Origin of the sequence: Comamonas sp. Z1, assembly GCF_008121555.1 — a bacterium.
In the GTDB taxonomy this organism is placed as follows: domain Bacteria; phylum Pseudomonadota; class Gammaproteobacteria; order Burkholderiales; family Burkholderiaceae_C; genus Comamonas; species Comamonas thiooxydans.
In genome coordinates, this window is the sequence record NZ_VOQT01000007.1 from 181506 (window position 1) to 196996 (window position 15491).

General features: G+C 62.0%; 12 protein-coding genes. 1 reads left to right on the forward strand and 11 read right to left on the reverse strand.

Annotation, left to right across the window (positions count from 1 at the left end; translation table 11 throughout):
* Positions 1–67: 67 nt before the first annotated feature.
* From FSY45_RS14850 to FSY45_RS14860, 3 genes are all read right to left on the reverse strand, one after another.
* Positions 68–2227, reverse strand: coding sequence for a 3-hydroxyacyl-CoA dehydrogenase NAD-binding domain-containing protein (locus FSY45_RS14850; protein WP_046461335.1), 2160 nt, complete (start codon positions 2225–2227; stop codon positions 68–70).
* 17 nt (positions 2228–2244) lie between these two features.
* Positions 2245–3450: an acetyl-CoA C-acetyltransferase gene (locus FSY45_RS14855; RefSeq protein ID WP_004341287.1), complete on the reverse strand. Its 1206-nt coding sequence runs from the start codon at positions 3448–3450 to the stop codon at positions 2245–2247.
* Between the two features lie 289 nt (positions 3451–3739).
* Complete coding sequence (locus tag FSY45_RS14860) at positions 3740–4483, reverse strand: SDR family NAD(P)-dependent oxidoreductase (RefSeq protein ID WP_148748109.1); 744 nt, start codon at positions 4481–4483, stop codon at positions 3740–3742.
* 184 nt (positions 4484–4667) lie between these two features.
* On the opposite strand from FSY45_RS14860, the gene FSY45_RS14865 reads away from it, so the two are divergent.
* The gene (locus tag FSY45_RS14865; RefSeq protein ID WP_004341290.1) at positions 4668–5801 is read left to right on the forward strand and encodes a CaiB/BaiF CoA-transferase family protein; all 1134 of its coding nucleotides are present in this window, start codon (positions 4668–4670) and stop codon (positions 5799–5801) included.
* A 209-nt stretch (positions 5802–6010) separates the two neighbouring features.
* Here the strand turns inward: FSY45_RS14865 and FSY45_RS14870 are convergent, their stop codons facing one another.
* The 8 genes from FSY45_RS14870 to FSY45_RS14905 form a co-directional block, all read right to left on the reverse strand.
* A complete protein-coding gene (locus tag FSY45_RS14870; RefSeq protein ID WP_255443332.1) occupies positions 6011–7429 on the reverse strand; it encodes a sensor domain-containing diguanylate cyclase in 1419 nt (472 codons plus the stop codon).
* A gap of 650 nt (positions 7430–8079) precedes the next feature.
* The gene (locus tag FSY45_RS14875; RefSeq protein ID WP_004341294.1) at positions 8080–9327 is read right to left on the reverse strand and encodes a LuxR C-terminal-related transcriptional regulator; all 1248 of its coding nucleotides are present in this window, start codon (positions 9325–9327) and stop codon (positions 8080–8082) included.
* A 41-nt stretch (positions 9328–9368) separates the two neighbouring features.
* Positions 9369–10571: an acetyl-CoA C-acyltransferase gene (locus tag FSY45_RS14880; RefSeq protein WP_004341296.1), complete on the reverse strand. Its 1203-nt coding sequence runs from the start codon at positions 10569–10571 to the stop codon at positions 9369–9371.
* A gap of 136 nt (positions 10572–10707) precedes the next feature.
* Positions 10708–11193 (reverse strand): MaoC family dehydratase, encoded by a 486-nt coding sequence (locus tag FSY45_RS14885; RefSeq protein ID WP_004341299.1) that lies wholly within the window; start codon positions 11191–11193, stop codon positions 10708–10710.
* Positions 11194–11195: 2 nt separating this feature from the next.
* Positions 11196–11981, reverse strand: a complete 786-nt coding sequence (locus FSY45_RS14890; RefSeq protein ID WP_012837482.1) for an SDR family oxidoreductase — start codon at positions 11979–11981, stop codon at positions 11196–11198.
* A gap of 215 nt (positions 11982–12196) precedes the next feature.
* Positions 12197–13375 (reverse strand): acyl-CoA dehydrogenase family protein, encoded by a 1179-nt coding sequence (locus FSY45_RS14895; RefSeq protein ID WP_046461333.1) that lies wholly within the window; start codon positions 13373–13375, stop codon positions 12197–12199.
* Positions 13372–14511 (reverse strand): acyl-CoA dehydrogenase family protein, encoded by a 1140-nt coding sequence (locus FSY45_RS14900; protein ID WP_223305661.1) that lies wholly within the window; start codon positions 14509–14511, stop codon positions 13372–13374. Before FSY45_RS14900 ends, FSY45_RS14895 begins: the two co-directional genes overlap by 4 nt.
* Before the next feature lie 68 nt (positions 14512–14579).
* Positions 14580–15455, reverse strand: a complete 876-nt coding sequence (locus FSY45_RS14905; protein ID WP_004341307.1) for an SDR family oxidoreductase — start codon at positions 15453–15455, stop codon at positions 14580–14582.
* Positions 15456–15491: the final 36 nt, after the last annotated feature.

The window sequence follows — 15491 nt, forward strand, 5'->3', positions numbered from 1 at the left end:
TTATCGGATGAGTGTCTGCACATGGGGCGAGCCCTGGCCCGCCCCTAGCGGCACATTTGTGCTTTTGTCAGGCTCTTGCGCTCTTGCCGTAGAAGGTCTGGCCCTTGGCCGCCATATCCCGCAGCAGCTGTGGCGGGCGCAGTTGCTCGCCAAACAGATCTGCCAGGCGATCGGCCTCGGCCACGAACTGCGCCAGACCTATGCCGTCGATAAAGCAGAAGGGGCCGCCGGTATAGGCGGGAAAGCCCACCCCCAGAATCGAGCCGATGTCGCCGTCGGCCGGCGCCAGCAGCACGCCCTCCTCCATGGCACGCGCTCCTTCGACGGCCTGCACATAGAGAATGCGCTGCTTGAGGTCATGCGCACTGGGCTGCGGGGCTTTCAGCGGGTAATACTCGGCCAGGCCCGGCCAGATGCGCTTGCCGCTTTCATCGTAGTCATAGAAGCCCTTGCCCACCTTGCGGCCCAGGCGGCCCAGCTCGAACAGCTTGCCGATCACCGGCACGGAGCGACCGGGCTTGTATTCCTCTGGGAACTCCTTGGCCTGGGATTCGCCCGCATGCTTGGACAGATCAATCGACAGCTCGTCGGTAATCGCCAGCGGCCCCACGGGCATGCCCGCATGCTTTGCACAGTTCTCTATCAATGCAGGGGCAATGCCTTCTGCCACCATGCCGATGGCGTCATCCACAAACGCGCCGATGAAGCGGCTGGTAAAAAAGCCGCGCTTGTCGTTGACGACAATGGGCGTCTTCTTGAGCTGAGCCACGAAATCCAGTGCCTGCGCCAGCGTGGCATCCGATGTCTGCTTGCCGCGAATGACTTCCACCAGCGGCATCTTGTCGGCCGGCGAGAAGAAATGCAGACCGATGAAGCGATCGGGCCTGTCGCTCGCCTGCGCCAGCAGGCTGATGGGCAGTGCCGAGGTGTTGCTGGCCAGCACGCAGCCAGGCGGCAGCACGGCGTCCAGCTTGCGGGTCACTTCAGCCTTGATGGCACGGTCTTCGAACACGGCTTCGACCACCATATCGGCATCGCGCAGCAGCTCGTAATCGGTGCCAGGCGTGATGCAGGCGAGGATGGCATCGGCCTTCTCGCGGCTCTGGCGCCCCTTGTCCACCTGCTTGGCCAGCGTCTTCTCGGAGTACTGCTTGCCCTTGTCCGCTGCCGCCTGATCCCGGTCTATCAGCACCACCTGAATACCGCGCTGGGCGGCCACCAAGGCGATGCCCGCGCCCATCATGCCTGCGCCTATCAGACCCAGCTTGCGGCATTGGAAGGGCTCCAAGCCTGCAGGACGGTGCATGCCTTTCTCGGCCTTGGCCTTGTTGACGAAGAGCGTGCGAATCATGCCGCGCGCCACGGGACTGCGCGACAGCGTGGCCATGTACTTGCTCTCGATGCGCAGGCCCTTGTCGATGGGCAGCTGGCAACCTTCGTAGATGCAGCTTTGAATGCACAGCGGCGCTGGCATATTGTGAAAGGTCTTGGCCTGCAGCAGGGTGTTGCCCACCACGAAGGCCGGGGCCACACGCGGGTCCAGCGGGCCGCCACCGGGGATGCGAAAGCCTTTCACATCCCAGGGCTGCAGCGCCGTGGGCCTGGCCAACAGCCAGGCCTTGGCAGCACTGAGCAACTGCCCGGGAGCCACCACTTCGTCCACCAGACCGGCTTCCCTGGCCTTCACTGCCCGCAACTGCTTGCCCTCCATGAGAAAAGGCATGGCGGCCAGAATGCCGATCATGCGCGGCAGACGCTGGGTGCCGCCGGCGCCGGGCAGCAAGCCCACTTGAGCCTCGGGCAGGCCGACCATGACCGTGGGTGCATCGGCGGCAATGCGGTGGTGGCAGGCCAGGCAGATTTCATAGCCGCCGCCCAATGCCATGCCGTTGATGGCCGCCACCAGCGGCTTGCCCAGGGTCTCCAGTTTGCGCAGCAGCCGGGACAGCGATGCGCAGGAGGCGAACAGTTCCTCGATGGGCATGTCCGCCATGGCGTCGATATTGGCCTCCATGCCCATCAGGTCGGCCCCCGCGACAAAGCTGTCCTTGCCCGAGGTAATGATGCCGCCGCGCACCCGGTCGTCGCCGTGCATGCGTGCGATACAGGCCTCCAGGCTGTCCATGAAGGCCTGGTCGATCACATTCATGGTCTTGCCGGGGTAATCCAGCGTCAGCATGGCAATGCCGTCCTCATCTACGGCGTAGCGAATGATTTCCGTTGTCATGACTTCTGCTCCCTCACTCACACGCGTTCGATGATCATGGCCGAGCCCATGCCCGCGGCCACGCACAGGCTGATCAGCGCCGTGCGCTTGCCGCTGCGCTCCAGCTCGTCCAGCACCGTGCCCAGAATCATGGCGCCGGTGGCCCCCAGCGGGTGGCCCATGGCAATCGCTCCGCCGTTGACGTTCATGCGCTCATGGGGAATGTCCAGCTCCTCCATCATGGTCAGCACCACCGTGGCAAAGGCCTCGTTGAGCTCCCACAGATCGATGTCCGAAGCCTGCATGCGCGCCCTGGCCAAAGCCTTGCGTGCGGCATGGGCCGGGCCGTCCAGCATCAAGGTCGGCTCGGAGCCGATGCTGGCAAAGGCGCGGATGCGGGCCCTGGGTTTCATGCCCTGCCTGGCACCGGCCTCGGCCGTGCCGATCAGCACGGCAGCCGCACCGTCGACAATGCCCGAGCTGTTGCCTGCATGGTGATGATGGTGAATCTGCTCGACCTGCGGATAGCGCTGCAGCGCCACGCTGTCATAACCGTATTTCTGGCCCATCTCGGTGAAAGCGGGCTTGAGGGCGGCCAGCGAATCGGCGGTGGTCTCGGCTCGAATGGTCTCGTCCTTTTCCAGCAGCGTCATGCCCAGGAAGTCTTTGACGGGAACGACAGACTGGTCAAAGCGACCTTCCGTCCAGGCCTTGGCCGCGCGGCGGTGGCTTTCGGCCGAGTACTCGTCCAGATCACGGCGACTGTGGCCGCGCAGCGATGCCAGCAAGTCTGCCGAAATGCCCTGCATCACGAAATAGGTCTTGCTGGCCAGCTGCGGGTCCTGCGCCCAGGCGCCGCCATCGGAGCCCATGGGTACGCGGGACATCATCTCCACACCGGCGCCAATCGTCATATCGGCCTGGCCGGCCATCACCTTGGCTGCAGCAAAGCTCACCGCCTCCAGGCCCGAGCCGCAGTAGCGATTGAGCTGCACGCCAGCCACGCTCTGCGCATAGTCGGCCTGCAGCACCGCCATGCGGCCCACATTGCCACCCTGCTCGCCCACGGGCACCACGCAGCCCATGACCACGTCGTCCACCACCGCCGTATCGAGCCGATTGCGCTCACGCAGCGCCACCAGCGGCTGCGCGGCCAGCCAGACCGGCGTCACCTCATGCAGTGCTCCATCCGGCTTGCCCTTGCCTCGGGGGGTTCGGACATGGTCGAAGATCAATGCCTCCATCTGCTTTCCTCACATCACCAGGTTGTTATCGAGTTCTTATTCAGATTGCCATACGGCTTTTGCCCAAACCTACCTGATTCGGACTAGGGGCAGACTATGAGAAGAACCGGTCGAAACCGAACTTTCCGGCACATGGCTTTCGGTTCAGAACGGGAAAGCAGTTGATGCCGCCAGAATGTCCGTCGCCAGGGCTTGGCAGTCTCCCGTTCGACAGTTCTTCAGTCTCTTGAGTGACAAAAAAGCCTCCCGGCTTGAACCACCGGAAGGCTGTTGAGGACGGCTGCTGAACTCAGGCAACCAGACCACCGCCGTTGACCGGCAGCACCTGGCCGTTGACCCACTCAGCCTCGGTCGATGCGAGATAGCTCACGGCCGCACCCACATCCTGGGGCGATCCGGCCCGGCCCACGGACGTGCCCTTTCTGGCAATCTTCTCCGAGCCTTCCCAGTTGTTCATGGTGCCCAGCGACAGAGCGTTGGCCGTCACCCCGTGCGGGCCCACTTCGCCCGAGAGATTGCGAATGAAGCCAATCGCTGCCGCCTTGGCCGCACCATAGGCACACAGCCCCATGCCCGTGGCCGTGCGCGCCGCGTCGGAGTTGATGGCCACAATGCGCCCCCAGCCCTGCTCCTGCATGGCGGGCAGCAGAGTCTGGCAGGCATGCATCAACCCATGCAGATTGAGCTGCAGCCAGGCGTTCCATTCGGACTCGGGCGACTGCAGAAACGGCGTGTAGCCCCAGCCCTGGGCCGGGATGCCGGCGTTGTGCACAAAGATATCGACGACACCGACCTCGGCCTGGATGCGCTCGACCATGGCAAAGATGGCGGCGCGATCCGTCAGGTCCGCCGCCTGGGCCGATGCCTTAAATCCCGCTTCGCACAATTGACGTGCCGCACTCTCGGCACGGTCCTGATGAAAGTCGTTCACCACCACATGTGCGCCCTGCGCAGCCAGCGCCTGCGCGATGCCGAACCCCATGCCGCGCCCGCCGCCGCTGACCAGCGCCACTTTCCCATCCAGCCTGAACATGTATTGCTCTCCTTTTTTTATGGAATGTCCAGTGTTGGCCTGGCTTTCACCCTGGACATACTCCAAACGGACGGGTCCAAAACCGGCAGGATCAACAAGATAGAAAAGTCGCAGACAAAAACAGGAGACCGACTTGAGTACAGAACACCCTTTCCAAGGCCAGAGCCCAGGGCCTTTGAGCGGAATGCGCGTCATCGAATTTGCAGGCATCGGCCCTGCCCCCTTTGCCGGCATGATGCTGGCCGATATGGGTGCCGAAGTGATTCTCATCGAGCGCAGCGCAGACCATGCTGCGGCATCCCGCTACCCGCGCATGGCGCAGAACCGGGGCAAGAAGTCCATCGCGCTGGACCTCAAGTCCGAGGGCGGACGCGCCGCCGCCTGGAAGCTGATCGAGTCTGCCGACGCGCTCATCGAGGGCTTCAGACCCGGCGTGATGGAGCGCCTGGGCTTCAGCCCCGAGGAAGTCGCCCGCCGCGCGCCCCGCCTGGTCTTTGGCCGCGTCACCGGCTGGGGCCAGACCGGCCCCCTGTCCCAGGCCGCAGGCCATGACATCAACTATGTGGCGCTGACGGGCGTGATGTCCACCTCCATGCGCCCCGGCCAGGCGCCCGTGCTGCCGCCCACCATCGTGGGCGATATGGCGGGCGGTGCCATGTTCTTGCTGTTCGGAATCATGTGCGCCATGCACGAGGCACGTCAATCCGGCAGGGGTCAGGTGGTGGACGCAGCCATGATCGACGGAGTGAGCGCCATGAGTGGCCTGATGCACCAGATGCGCAGTGGCATGGGCTACTGGAAGGACGATCCCGCGCAGAATCACTTTCTCAACACTTCACCCTTCTATGAAGTGTTCGAGTGCGCAGATGGCAAGCACATCACCCTGGGCGCCATCGAGCCGCCGTTCTATGCCCTGCAGCTGCAGAAGCTGGGCCTGACCGATGTGGACCCCAGGCGCCAGTACCAAAGCTCCGACTGGCCCGAAGTCAAGGCCCGCGTGGCCGAAATCGTGCGCAGGAAGACGCAGGCACAGTGGAGCGAAGAGCTCGAAGGCAGCGATGTCTGCTTTGCCCCGGTGCTGAGCCTGGCCGAGGCACCCGCTCATCCGCACAACGCCCGGCGCAATCTGTTCGTCGATCTGGAAGTGGACGGCAGTATCCAGTGCCAGCCCTCGCCGGCCCCACGCTTTTCACGCACCCCTGCGCGCAGCCCCACACCGGGAACCAGAATCGGCCAGGACACCGATGCCGTGCTCGCGTCCCTGGGCTATGCCCAGGCCGATATAGCGGCGCTGCGCGAGAGCAAGGCCTGTGCCTGAGCAGCCGGCGAGGCGACCAAGCGGTTCACTGGATGGAAGCTACTTAAAATATAGCTACTCTCGCTTTATATGACTAGATTTCAGATATTTTTCATATTGAAATCCATGTATATCAGGCGATAGCAGCTATCACTATTCAGGCAACTTGCTTTGCCGGGGTGGACGCTGCCATGCAGGCCAAGCCCCAAGTCACCAGAGCGGCTGCGGCGCTATGCCGCAGACGAGCTGGATAGAACGACCTTGTTGCGCCCGGTCATCTTGGCGCCGTACAGTGCCTTGTCGGCCGAGCGCAGCACCTCCTGCACGTCCAGATCCTTGCCCGGCACCCAGGCCGCACAACCGATGCTGACCGTGATGCAGCCGAATTCGCTTCCGGTGTGCGCAATCGCAAGCTCGGAGACTGCCTCCCGGATGTTCTCGGCAATCAGCGCGCCTCCATCCAGGGTCGTGTCCGGCAGCACCACGATGAATTCCTCCCCCCCATAGCGGGCCGCACTGTCCTCGGGGCGCCGGATATTGCTGGCAATGCATCTGGCCACGGTCGCCAGAACCATATCCCCGGCCTGATGTCCGTAGGTGTCGTTGTAGGCCTTGAACCAGTCGATATCCACAAACAGCAGCGAGAAGGCGCTGTGACTTCTTTTGGCCCTGTGCCACTCGTGCTCGATGATCTCGTCGAGCTTGCGGCGGTTGTTCAGGCCGGTCAGTCCATCGGTACGCGCCAGCAGCGCCAGTTCGGACTCTGCGCGCATGCGGCGCTTGAGCTGCACTCCGAACGCAAAGGACAGACTGATGAAAGCCATGGTGAGCGTTCCCATGACGGAGGTAATCAGCAAGGCGCGCTGGCGCCAGACTGCGTAGATATCGGAATGCGCTTTCGCCACCATGATGATGAATGGCAAGCTCGGAAGATTCTTGAAGTAGTACGCGCGCTGCGCGCCATCCAGGTACGACGTATCCGAAAAGCTGCCTTCGGGTGCCGACATGAACTGCTGGAACGTGCTTGCATTGCGGATATTGCGCCCGATGACCTTGGCATCGAAGGGCTGACGCATCATCATGGCGCCATCTTTTCTGATCAGGGCCAGCGATCCATGCTTGCCCAGCGAAAGCGCGGAGAACAGCTTCTGAAAGTACTCCAGCTGAACATCTATCAGCACAATGCCGGCGAAAGAGCCGTCCGCATGGGAAATCCGACGACTCAGAGGAATGCTCAGGGAGCCACCATGCAGCGTGGATGAGTAAGGGTCGCCCACGTAGAGCCCGATGCTTGGGCTTTCCTTGTGCACCTTGAAAAAGTCATGATCCGAGTAATGCTCATTCACCGAATCCGCGCCCCCTGCATTGAGGGCAATTTTTCCGTCTGCGTCAAGAACCAGGATGGATCCCAGATAGGTCGCGGTCGCGGCCTTGTCGAACAAGGCCGCATTACGCAAATGCGGCGAGGCAGCCATCACTTCGGAATCGTTGAGTCCATCGACTACGGCTTGCAACGACAGTGCATAGAGCTCGAAGTTCCGAACCACGTCATTTTCAGCAAGAAGGGCAACATTGCGCGATGTTTCTATCGCATGCTCCATCGTATCCAGCCGGCTCTGATAGAGGACGACGGTACAGATCACTGTCATCGACAGCGCAATAACCCCTCCCACCAAGAGCATTGCATAGGGCGCACTAGAAACGAAGTTGAAGTGATCAAAAGCAGGCTTGCGAAATAGTTTCATGTCGTTGCTGTATTTGAGCGAGCCGGTCACATTTCTTCTGTTGAGCCATGCAAGTGCTTTCTTCCGTAGGAACACCGGATACTCACCCCCGCGCCCGTCATTCTGCCTTGGTTTCTCTCTAGCGAGGGGCGGGGGTATCTTGCTCTGGCAGGCATTTGCACCTCGACCGCCAGCTTGCTTTCAAACGATTGAACTGGCGTGGATGGAATCTATGAGAAGCAAGCCTGGGAGACCACATGACCATGCTGCACGGACAAGCTGTGCGCAAGCAAACTCCAGGGCCTGGAGATTTCGCCAGGGAGTGCATGGAGCACATTCGCTGGGCTTGCCTGCAACCGTACAGTCATTTCTGCATAGGCGCCATTTCGGCCCGGTCTGGCCTTCAATGAGTCGAGGCTGCTCCACACCCGATCACAAGCGGCCTGAATCCGGGCCTCCCATCGACATGCTGCGCGAGGAATTTTCCACGGTCAGGATTGAAAGCAGACTGCCCAGCTCTGCTCCATATACAAAAAAACGGGCCGAAGCCCGCTTTTTATTTCCACCAACCGTCGTCACTTGTTCCCCAGCCAGGCCACGCTGTTGAGGAAGATGCGCACCAGCTCGGTCTGGCGGCGCACCCCCGTCTTGGAGAAGATGGAGCGCAGATGGGCTCGCGCCGTGTTGCGGCGGATGTTGAGCGCTTCGGCGGCCTCTTCAAGCGACAGGCCATTGGCCAGTTGAATGGCCAGCGAAGTCTCGGCCGGCGTCAGCTGGAACAGCTGCTGAGCCAGCTTCACGGGAGGGTCTGCCTTGCCGCCGGTGTCGCGTACAAAGACGGCGACACTGGGGCGCTGCTTGCCCTCGGTCCACTCGTCGGGAGAAATGCTTTGCACCACCACGCCCCAGTTGAGCTGGCCGGACTGCCGGCTGACCGACATGCCTTCGGTCATGGACAGGCGCGAGACCTGTGTATGCATGAGCGCATCCTTGATCAGGCGCTGCAGCTTGCGGTTGTCATTGGCGTAGTTGGCCTCCAGCATGCCGCCGGAGATCTTCAGACCGTCCTGCATGTCCAGAATGCTGGCCGCGGCGGGATTGCACTCCAGCACATTGCCGTTCTGATCGAGGATGACCACCCCCACCATCAGCTGGGCCGTGGCCTTGCTGTAGAGGGAGATGACCTGACGGTCCTGGTTCACCGACAGATGCAGGTTCAACGCGCGCTTGATATGCGGCAGCATCATGGAGCCAAAGGCACGCTCCTGCTTGTTGAAAGCCGGGGCACCTTCGGGCCGCGTGATGCGCAGACCGTAGACGCAACTGTCCTTGGTGACGATGTCGGCTGCCATCACGTGGAACACCTGCAGCTGCTTGCACCAGTCGTTGTAGTAGCTTGAAGCGCGCCACTCGGACTCGGGCATCACATCCCCCACGGTCACGATACGATCGGTAGGCATGCTGCGAAACGGGCTCATGCTGATCTTGGGGCAGTTCGGCATCAGATCGCGGCGGTCGCCTGCGGCCGAGACGATCAGCCCCACATCATCGGCGGAGCCTGGGCGCACTATGAGCGAGGCGTAATTGCCTCCCAGTTGCAGACGCAGAGTCTCCAGAAAAGGCTTCCAGCCTTCCGGATCCATGGCAGCTTCATAGAGCTGACTGATCAGCGCACTGAACTGCTCGGCGCTCACGAAGGGTGCATCGGCCGATGCGCGCACGGGGGTCGGGGTGTCGAATATGGGCACATCCTTGATCACGCAAGCGATGGAACTTGGCGTGTAGGTGGAAAAACCCATCTTGGCGAAAGCGCTGTCCATCATGTTCAACTCCTTGGTTGAAGGTTGGTTGCAGACAGATCGGATCAGCTCAGCTCAAACAGGCCGGCAGCGCCCATGCCGCCGCCAATACACATGCTCACAACCACAAAACGCACGCCGCGGCGACGCCCCTCCAGCAGGGCGTGACCAACCAGACGTGCGCCCGACATGCCGAAGGGGTGGCCGATGGAGATCGCGCCGCCGTTGACGTTCAGGCGCTCATCGGGAATGCCCAGTTTGTCGCGGCTGTAGATCACCTGGCAGGCAAATGCCTCGTTGATTTCCCACAGGCCGATGTCGCCAACCGTCAGCCCATGCTGCTTGAGCAGCTTGGGGATGGCATAGACGGGGCCGATCCCCATTTCATCGGCACGGCAGCCTGCCACGGCCACGCCGCGATAGATGCCCAGAGGCGCGAGGCCGCGACTGCGGGCTTCGTCGGCACTCATCACCACACAGGCGCTGGCACCGTCGGACAGCTGGGATGCATTGCCGGCCGTGATGAACTGGCCTTGCTCCACCCACTGGCCGCTCTTCCATACAGGCTTGAGCTTGGCCAGATTCTCAAGCGTGGTGTCGGCACGGTTGCCCTCGTCGCGGGTCAGCGTGACTTCCTCGCTGCCGGTGACATTGCCTTCCTTGTCAAACAGCTGCTTGACCGTGGTCAGCGGCACGATTTCATCGTCGAACAGGCCACGAGCCTGTGCGGCGGCCACGCGCTGCTGGCTGCGCAGCGAGTACTCGTCCTGGGCTTCACGACTGATGCCGTAACGCTGGCTGACCAGCTCGGCCGTCTCTATCATCTGGATGTAGGCTGTGGGCTCTGCGGCCAGCACAGCCTTCGATTGGGCGCGGTACGAGTTCTTGTACTTGTTCTGAACCAGGGAAATGGACTCCAGCCCGCCGGCCACAGCGATATTCATCTCGCCGGTCATGACACCCTTGGCAGCCGTGGCAATGCTCATCAGGCCCGATGCGCACATGCGATCGATCACCATTCCGCCCACGGATTCCGGCAGGCCGGCGGTATAGCCGCACAGACGCCCCAGGTTGTAGCCCTGCGTGCCCTGCTGCGCGGCAATGCCCAAAATGACATCATCCACATCCGCACCAGCCACGTTCGCCTTGTTGAGCGCCGCGCGAATGACGTGTCCGCCCAGCACCGGAGCTTCGGTGTCGTTGAAGGCACCACGGTAAGCCTTGCCTATGGGGGTACGTGCCGTCGAAACGATGACTGCGTCTTTCATGTCTTTGTCTCCTAACTTTCTTTTCGTCGCGCCCTGGGCAGCTTTTGCTGCCGTATCGAGGTCGGCCACTCTGTCGGCAGCTCATCCCTCTTCACAAAAAATGCAATCTCCCGCCGAAGCAGGCGCTTGCACACACTCAATTTTCCCGGATAAAGAACAGCCTGCTGATGGTTTCAACCACACAGCCGGGTTTATCCTGATTCCTGACCTGTACGGTGATTCGGATCGTGACCTGTACGCCGTCTTCTCCGATAGGCGTCGCCGCCACCACCTCGCCGCTGCCACGCACGAAGCTGTTCACCAGCACCGGAGCCGGAAAACGCACCTTCTCGCAACCATAGTTGACGCCCATCTTCAGCCCCTGATAGCTGACCAGCTGAGGCAAAAACAGATTGGCCAGAGACAGCGTCAGATATCCATGGGCCACGCAGGCGCCGAACGGACCGTTCCTGGCCTGCTCGGGGTCCACGTGAATCCATTGGTGATCGCCCGTGGCATCGGCAAACTGATTGATGCGCTCCTGCGTGATCTGCACCCATTCGGTCTCGCCCAGTTGACGCCCCACCGATGCCTGCACCGAGGCTGCCGAGTCAAACAGCATCTTGTCTGCGACTGCATTCATGCTCAGGCCCTCTGCGAGCTGACGGACACCACTTCACCCGTCATGTACGAGGAGTAGTCGCTGGCCAGGAAGATCATCACATTGGCTACTTCCCAGGGCTCGGCACCCCGACCAAAGGCTTCCTTCTCGGACAACTTGGCCAGCAGCTCTTCAGAGGCCGACTTCTTGAGGAAGGCGTGAATGGCGATGGAAGGCGCCACGGCGTTGATGCGGATGCCGAATTCGGCCGCTTCCAGCGCCGAACAGCGTGTGAGGGCCATCACGCCCGCCTTGGCTGCCGCGTAATGAGCCTGCTCGGTCTGGGCGCGCCAGCCCAGCACCGAGGCGTTGTTGACGATCACACCCTTGCCGCGTGGCTGCATCAGCTTGAGCGCTGCGCGCGTCATGCGGAAGGTGCCGGTCAGCGTGATGTCGATGACCTTGCTCCACTCGTCATCGCCCATGTCGACGACCTTGCAACTGGTGCCCAGACCCGCGTTATTGATCAGCACATCGATACCGCCCATGGCGCTGTCGGCTTCGGAGATCAGCGCCTGCACCTGCTCTTCCTTGCTCACGTCGCAGAGCTTGCCAAAGACCTGGGACAAACCCGTATCTTTTTTGATCTGCTCCACGGCTTCGGCCAGCCGACGCTCATGCACGTCGGAGATGAACAAGGCCTTGCAGCCCTCCTCTGCTGCTCGTTTTGCAGCTGAAAAGCCGATACCGGCGCCAGCAGCAGCGGTAACGAGCACAGTTTTGTCTTTGAGCAGGCCGTGGGGAGCAACGTAAGAGGGAGCGCTAGTCATTTGTCATTCAAAAGTAGTTGCCTCGATCTTCCGATCGCCGCTGCGCTGCAGCATCGTCACTTTGGACGATAGGTCATTCCCTAATGTCGCTGGGAGGACATTTCAAAGGAGAAAATGCTGCAAACCACCAGGGAGAACCCGCGGTTCACAGCATCTTCTTTGGAGCCACTCAGCGTATTCACCTACTCCAATGACCAAGGAGCAGGCGCGTTCGATCAGCGCGGCATGCCCAGTGCACGTTCGGCCATGAGGTTCATCTGAATCTCGTTGGTGCCTGCATAGATGGTGTCGGCACGGCTGACCAGCCATAGCTGCTGCAAAGCGCTGAACGCGGGATCCCTGAGCACCAGTTCGCCCTGCTCGCCCAGCACATCCATGGCCAGCTCGCCCAGATCACGGTGCCAGTTGGACCATGCGTATTTGGATACGGAAGCCACACGGAAGGGCGTGCTCACATCGCTTGCGCGCAGCGCATGGGCGCGCAGAGTCTGCAGACCCATATCGGCCTTGGCCAGGCGCTGGCGGATCAGCGGGTCGCGGGCAGCGCCATTGCGCCTGGCCAGGTCGATGATCAGGTCCAGCTCATAGCGGAAATGTGCCTGCTGGCCCAGAGTGGACGCACCGCGCTCGCAGCCCAGCAGATACATGGCGACCTTCCAGCCATCGCCCACGGGGCCCAGATGCAGCGCGCCTTCGGTGCGTGCGCCATCAAAGAAAACTTCGTTGAACTCCGAAGTGCCGGTGATCTGGCGAATCGGACGCACCTCCACGCCGGCCTGCTTGATGGGCACCAGCAGCAGCACCATGCCCGCATGGCGGGGGCTGGCAGTGCTCGCTCCGACCTCGTCGGTGCGAGCCAGCACAAACACCCATTCGGACTCATGGGCCCAGGAAGTCCAGACCTTCTGACCGTTGATCACCCACTCGCCCGTGGCCGCATCGCGATGGGCTTTGGTACGAATGCCCGCCAGGTCGGAGCCCGCGCCGGGCTCGGAGTAGCCCTGAGCCCAATAGTCGGTACCGGCCAGAATGCCGGGCAGAAAACGCTGTTTCTGCTCGGGCGTGCCAAAAGCCATCAGCGTGGGGGCCAGCAGGGTCTCGCCGATATGACCGATGCGGCCGGGACCGCCGCAGCGTACATACTCCTCGTGGAAGATGACTTGCTGGGCCAGCGGGACGTTGCGGCCGCCGTACCGGGTCTCCCAGCCCAGGCCGGTCCAGCCGCCCTTGGCCAGCTCCTGCTCCCATTCCTTGGCCAGTTGCGCGTCATAACCTTCAGCACCCAGACCGCTGGCATGCTTGAGCGGGGCGAACCGCCCTGTCAGATGTTGGGCCATCCATTCACGCACTTCAGCGCGAAAGGCTTCATTGATTTCCGACTCCTGCATCTTCATGCTGCCTCCGTCACGCTCTCGTCCAACAAACGCGCAGCCACCAGCTCGCGCCACTGCTCCACCGTGCCCATGCGCTGGCTGGATGCCTGCGCGCGGCGGAAGAACAGATGCGGATCAAACTCCCAGGTGAATCCCACTCCGCCGTGCAACTGAATGCTTTCGCGCGTGGAAAAGAGAGCAGCCTCCGTTGCATCTGTGCGAGCTTGAGCCGCGAAGTAGCTCAGATCGCTCGTGACGTCGGCGCCATCAGCTATGAAAGCTGCAGCATAGACGGCAGAACGAGCGGTCTCCACCTTCACCAGCATCTGCGCTGCCCGGTGCTTGACGCCCTGAAAACTGCCCACGGCCTTGCCGAACTGCTGACGCTCCTTGGTGTATTCCACGGCCAGATTCAGCGCGCGCTCGGCCACACCGACTTGTTCAGCCGCCAAACCGATGGCCGCCAGATTGCGGGTCTGCGCCCACAGGCTCCTGAGCGCCTCGCCATGCATCAACACGGCAGCGCCAGTCAATCTCACATTAACGGCCATGACATCGGCACTGCTGCGTGTGGCGTCCACCGTAGTCAGCGCCTGCACGCTCAAACCTTCTTCCTTGGCATGCACTTCCAGCAGGGCCAGCGAGCCGCAAGGCAGAGTAGCGGGCAGCAGGAACACATCGGCATGTGCTCCGGATCCCACCTGACTCCACTGGCCATTGAGCACCAGCGCATCGCCTTCGAGCTTCACGGTCGCGGCCGCGGGCAGCTCACCACGCACCGTCATGCCCAGAACGCAGATCCGGCCCGAGGCCGCCAGGCGCTCCACCACGCCCAGACCCTGCCCGGTCTGGCTCAACGCTTGCCACAACGGCGTCACTGCGACGACAGCGTCAAAAAATGGCACGCAGGCCAGGTGATAGCCCATCTGCTCCTGAAGCAGCACCAGCTCGCGCCAGCCCAGACCCATGCCACCTGCGGCTTCGGGCAGGGCCACGCTGCACCAGCCCATGTCCAGCACTTCCTGCCACAGGGCACGGTCCAGCCCGCCCTCGGTTTCAGAAACCTTGCGCACCTGCGCCGTGCTGCTTTTTTCCTGCAGAAACACCGCGGCGCTCTCGGCGATCATTTTTTGTTCTTCGTTCAGACTTAAATCCATGATGGCTCGCGTCCTGAGTTCTTCATCGAATGGGAAGGCCGGGCCCATGCCCCGGCTGATTCTTCTGCTTAGGTCCCGTAGACCTTCTGAGGAGCCTTGCCCTCGGCGATCAGCTGATCGACCACACCTGACAGCTCGGCAGGCTCCCAGCGCGCCTGCTTGTCATTGATCTTGCCGGTGAACCAGCCGTCGGCCACGGACAGCTCGCCGCCCTTGGCTTCGAAGCAGCGGCCCGTCACATGCCTGGACTGGCTGCTGCCCAGCCAGACGACGATGGAGGCCACGTTCATGGGGTCCCAGACGTCGAAGCCGGATTCGGGCTTCTTGACCATATCGGGCATGGCGCCTTCGGTCATGGAGGTGCGCGCAGCAGGTGCCAGACAGTTGGCTGTGATGCCGTAGCGCGCCAGCTCCGCGGCCTGCACCAGTGTCAGACCGGCGATGCCGGCCTTGGCTGCAGCATAGTTGCTCTGGCCTATGGAGCCTTGCAGGCCCGCGCCGGAGCTGGTGTTGATGATGCGCGCATCCACGTCCTTGCCGGCCTTCTTCTGATCGCGCCAGTAGCCGCCAAACACCTTGGCCATGCAGAAATGTCCGCGCAGATGCACGCGCATGACCATATCCCAGTCCTCTTCGGACAGGCTCAGGAACATGCGGTCGCGCAGCACGCCCGCGTTGTTGACGATGACCTGCACATCGCCAAAGGCGGCCAGTGCCGCATCGAGAATCGATTGCGCTCCGGCCACCGTGGTGATGTCACCCGTGTTGGCCAGCGCCTTGCCACCAGCGGCCTTGACTTCCTCGGCCACGGCCTGGGCGGCTTCGGCACGGATGTCGTTGACCACCACATTTGCACCTTCTTGCGCGAAGGCCAGCGCATAAGCGCGGCCCAGGCCACCGCCTGCACCGGTGATGACGACGGTTCTCTGGTTGCAAATACCCATTTCTTTCCCCTTTTGCTTGCAATGCAGACAACCTCA

Excerpts from the sequence above, each read along its gene's own strand:
- FSY45_RS14850 (WP_046461335.1), bottom strand. The coding sequence starts at position 2,227 with ATGACAACGGAAATCATTCGCTACGCCGTAGATGAGGACGGCATTGCC.
- FSY45_RS14855 (WP_004341287.1), bottom strand. The coding sequence starts at position 3,450 with ATGGAGGCATTGATCTTCGACCATGTCCGAACCCCCCGAGGCAAGGGC.
- FSY45_RS14860 (WP_148748109.1), bottom strand. The coding sequence starts at position 4,483 with ATGTTCAGGCTGGATGGGAAAGTGGCGCTGGTCAGCGGCGGCGGGCGC.
- FSY45_RS14865 (WP_004341290.1), top strand. The coding sequence starts at position 4,668 with ATGCGCGTCATCGAATTTGCAGGCATCGGCCCTGCCCCCTTTGCCGGC.
- FSY45_RS14870 (WP_255443332.1), bottom strand. The coding sequence starts at position 7,429 with ATGACAGTGATCTGTACCGTCGTCCTCTATCAGAGCCGGCTGGATACG.
- FSY45_RS14875 (WP_004341294.1), bottom strand. The coding sequence starts at position 9,327 with ATGATGGACAGCGCTTTCGCCAAGATGGGTTTTTCCACCTACACGCCA.
- FSY45_RS14880 (WP_004341296.1), bottom strand. The coding sequence starts at position 10,571 with ATGAAAGACGCAGTCATCGTTTCGACGGCACGTACCCCCATAGGCAAG.
- FSY45_RS14885 (WP_004341299.1), bottom strand. The coding sequence starts at position 11,193 with ATGAATGCAGTCGCAGACAAGATGCTGTTTGACTCGGCAGCCTCGGTG.
- FSY45_RS14890 (WP_012837482.1), bottom strand. The coding sequence starts at position 11,981 with ATGACTAGCGCTCCCTCTTACGTTGCTCCCCACGGCCTGCTCAAAGAC.
- FSY45_RS14895 (WP_046461333.1), bottom strand. The coding sequence starts at position 13,375 with ATGAAGATGCAGGAGTCGGAAATCAATGAAGCCTTTCGCGCTGAAGTG.
- FSY45_RS14900 (WP_223305661.1), bottom strand. The coding sequence starts at position 14,511 with ATGGATTTAAGTCTGAACGAAGAACAAAAAATGATCGCCGAGAGCGCC.
- FSY45_RS14905 (WP_004341307.1), bottom strand. The coding sequence starts at position 15,455 with ATGGGTATTTGCAACCAGAGAACCGTCGTCATCACCGGTGCAGGCGGT.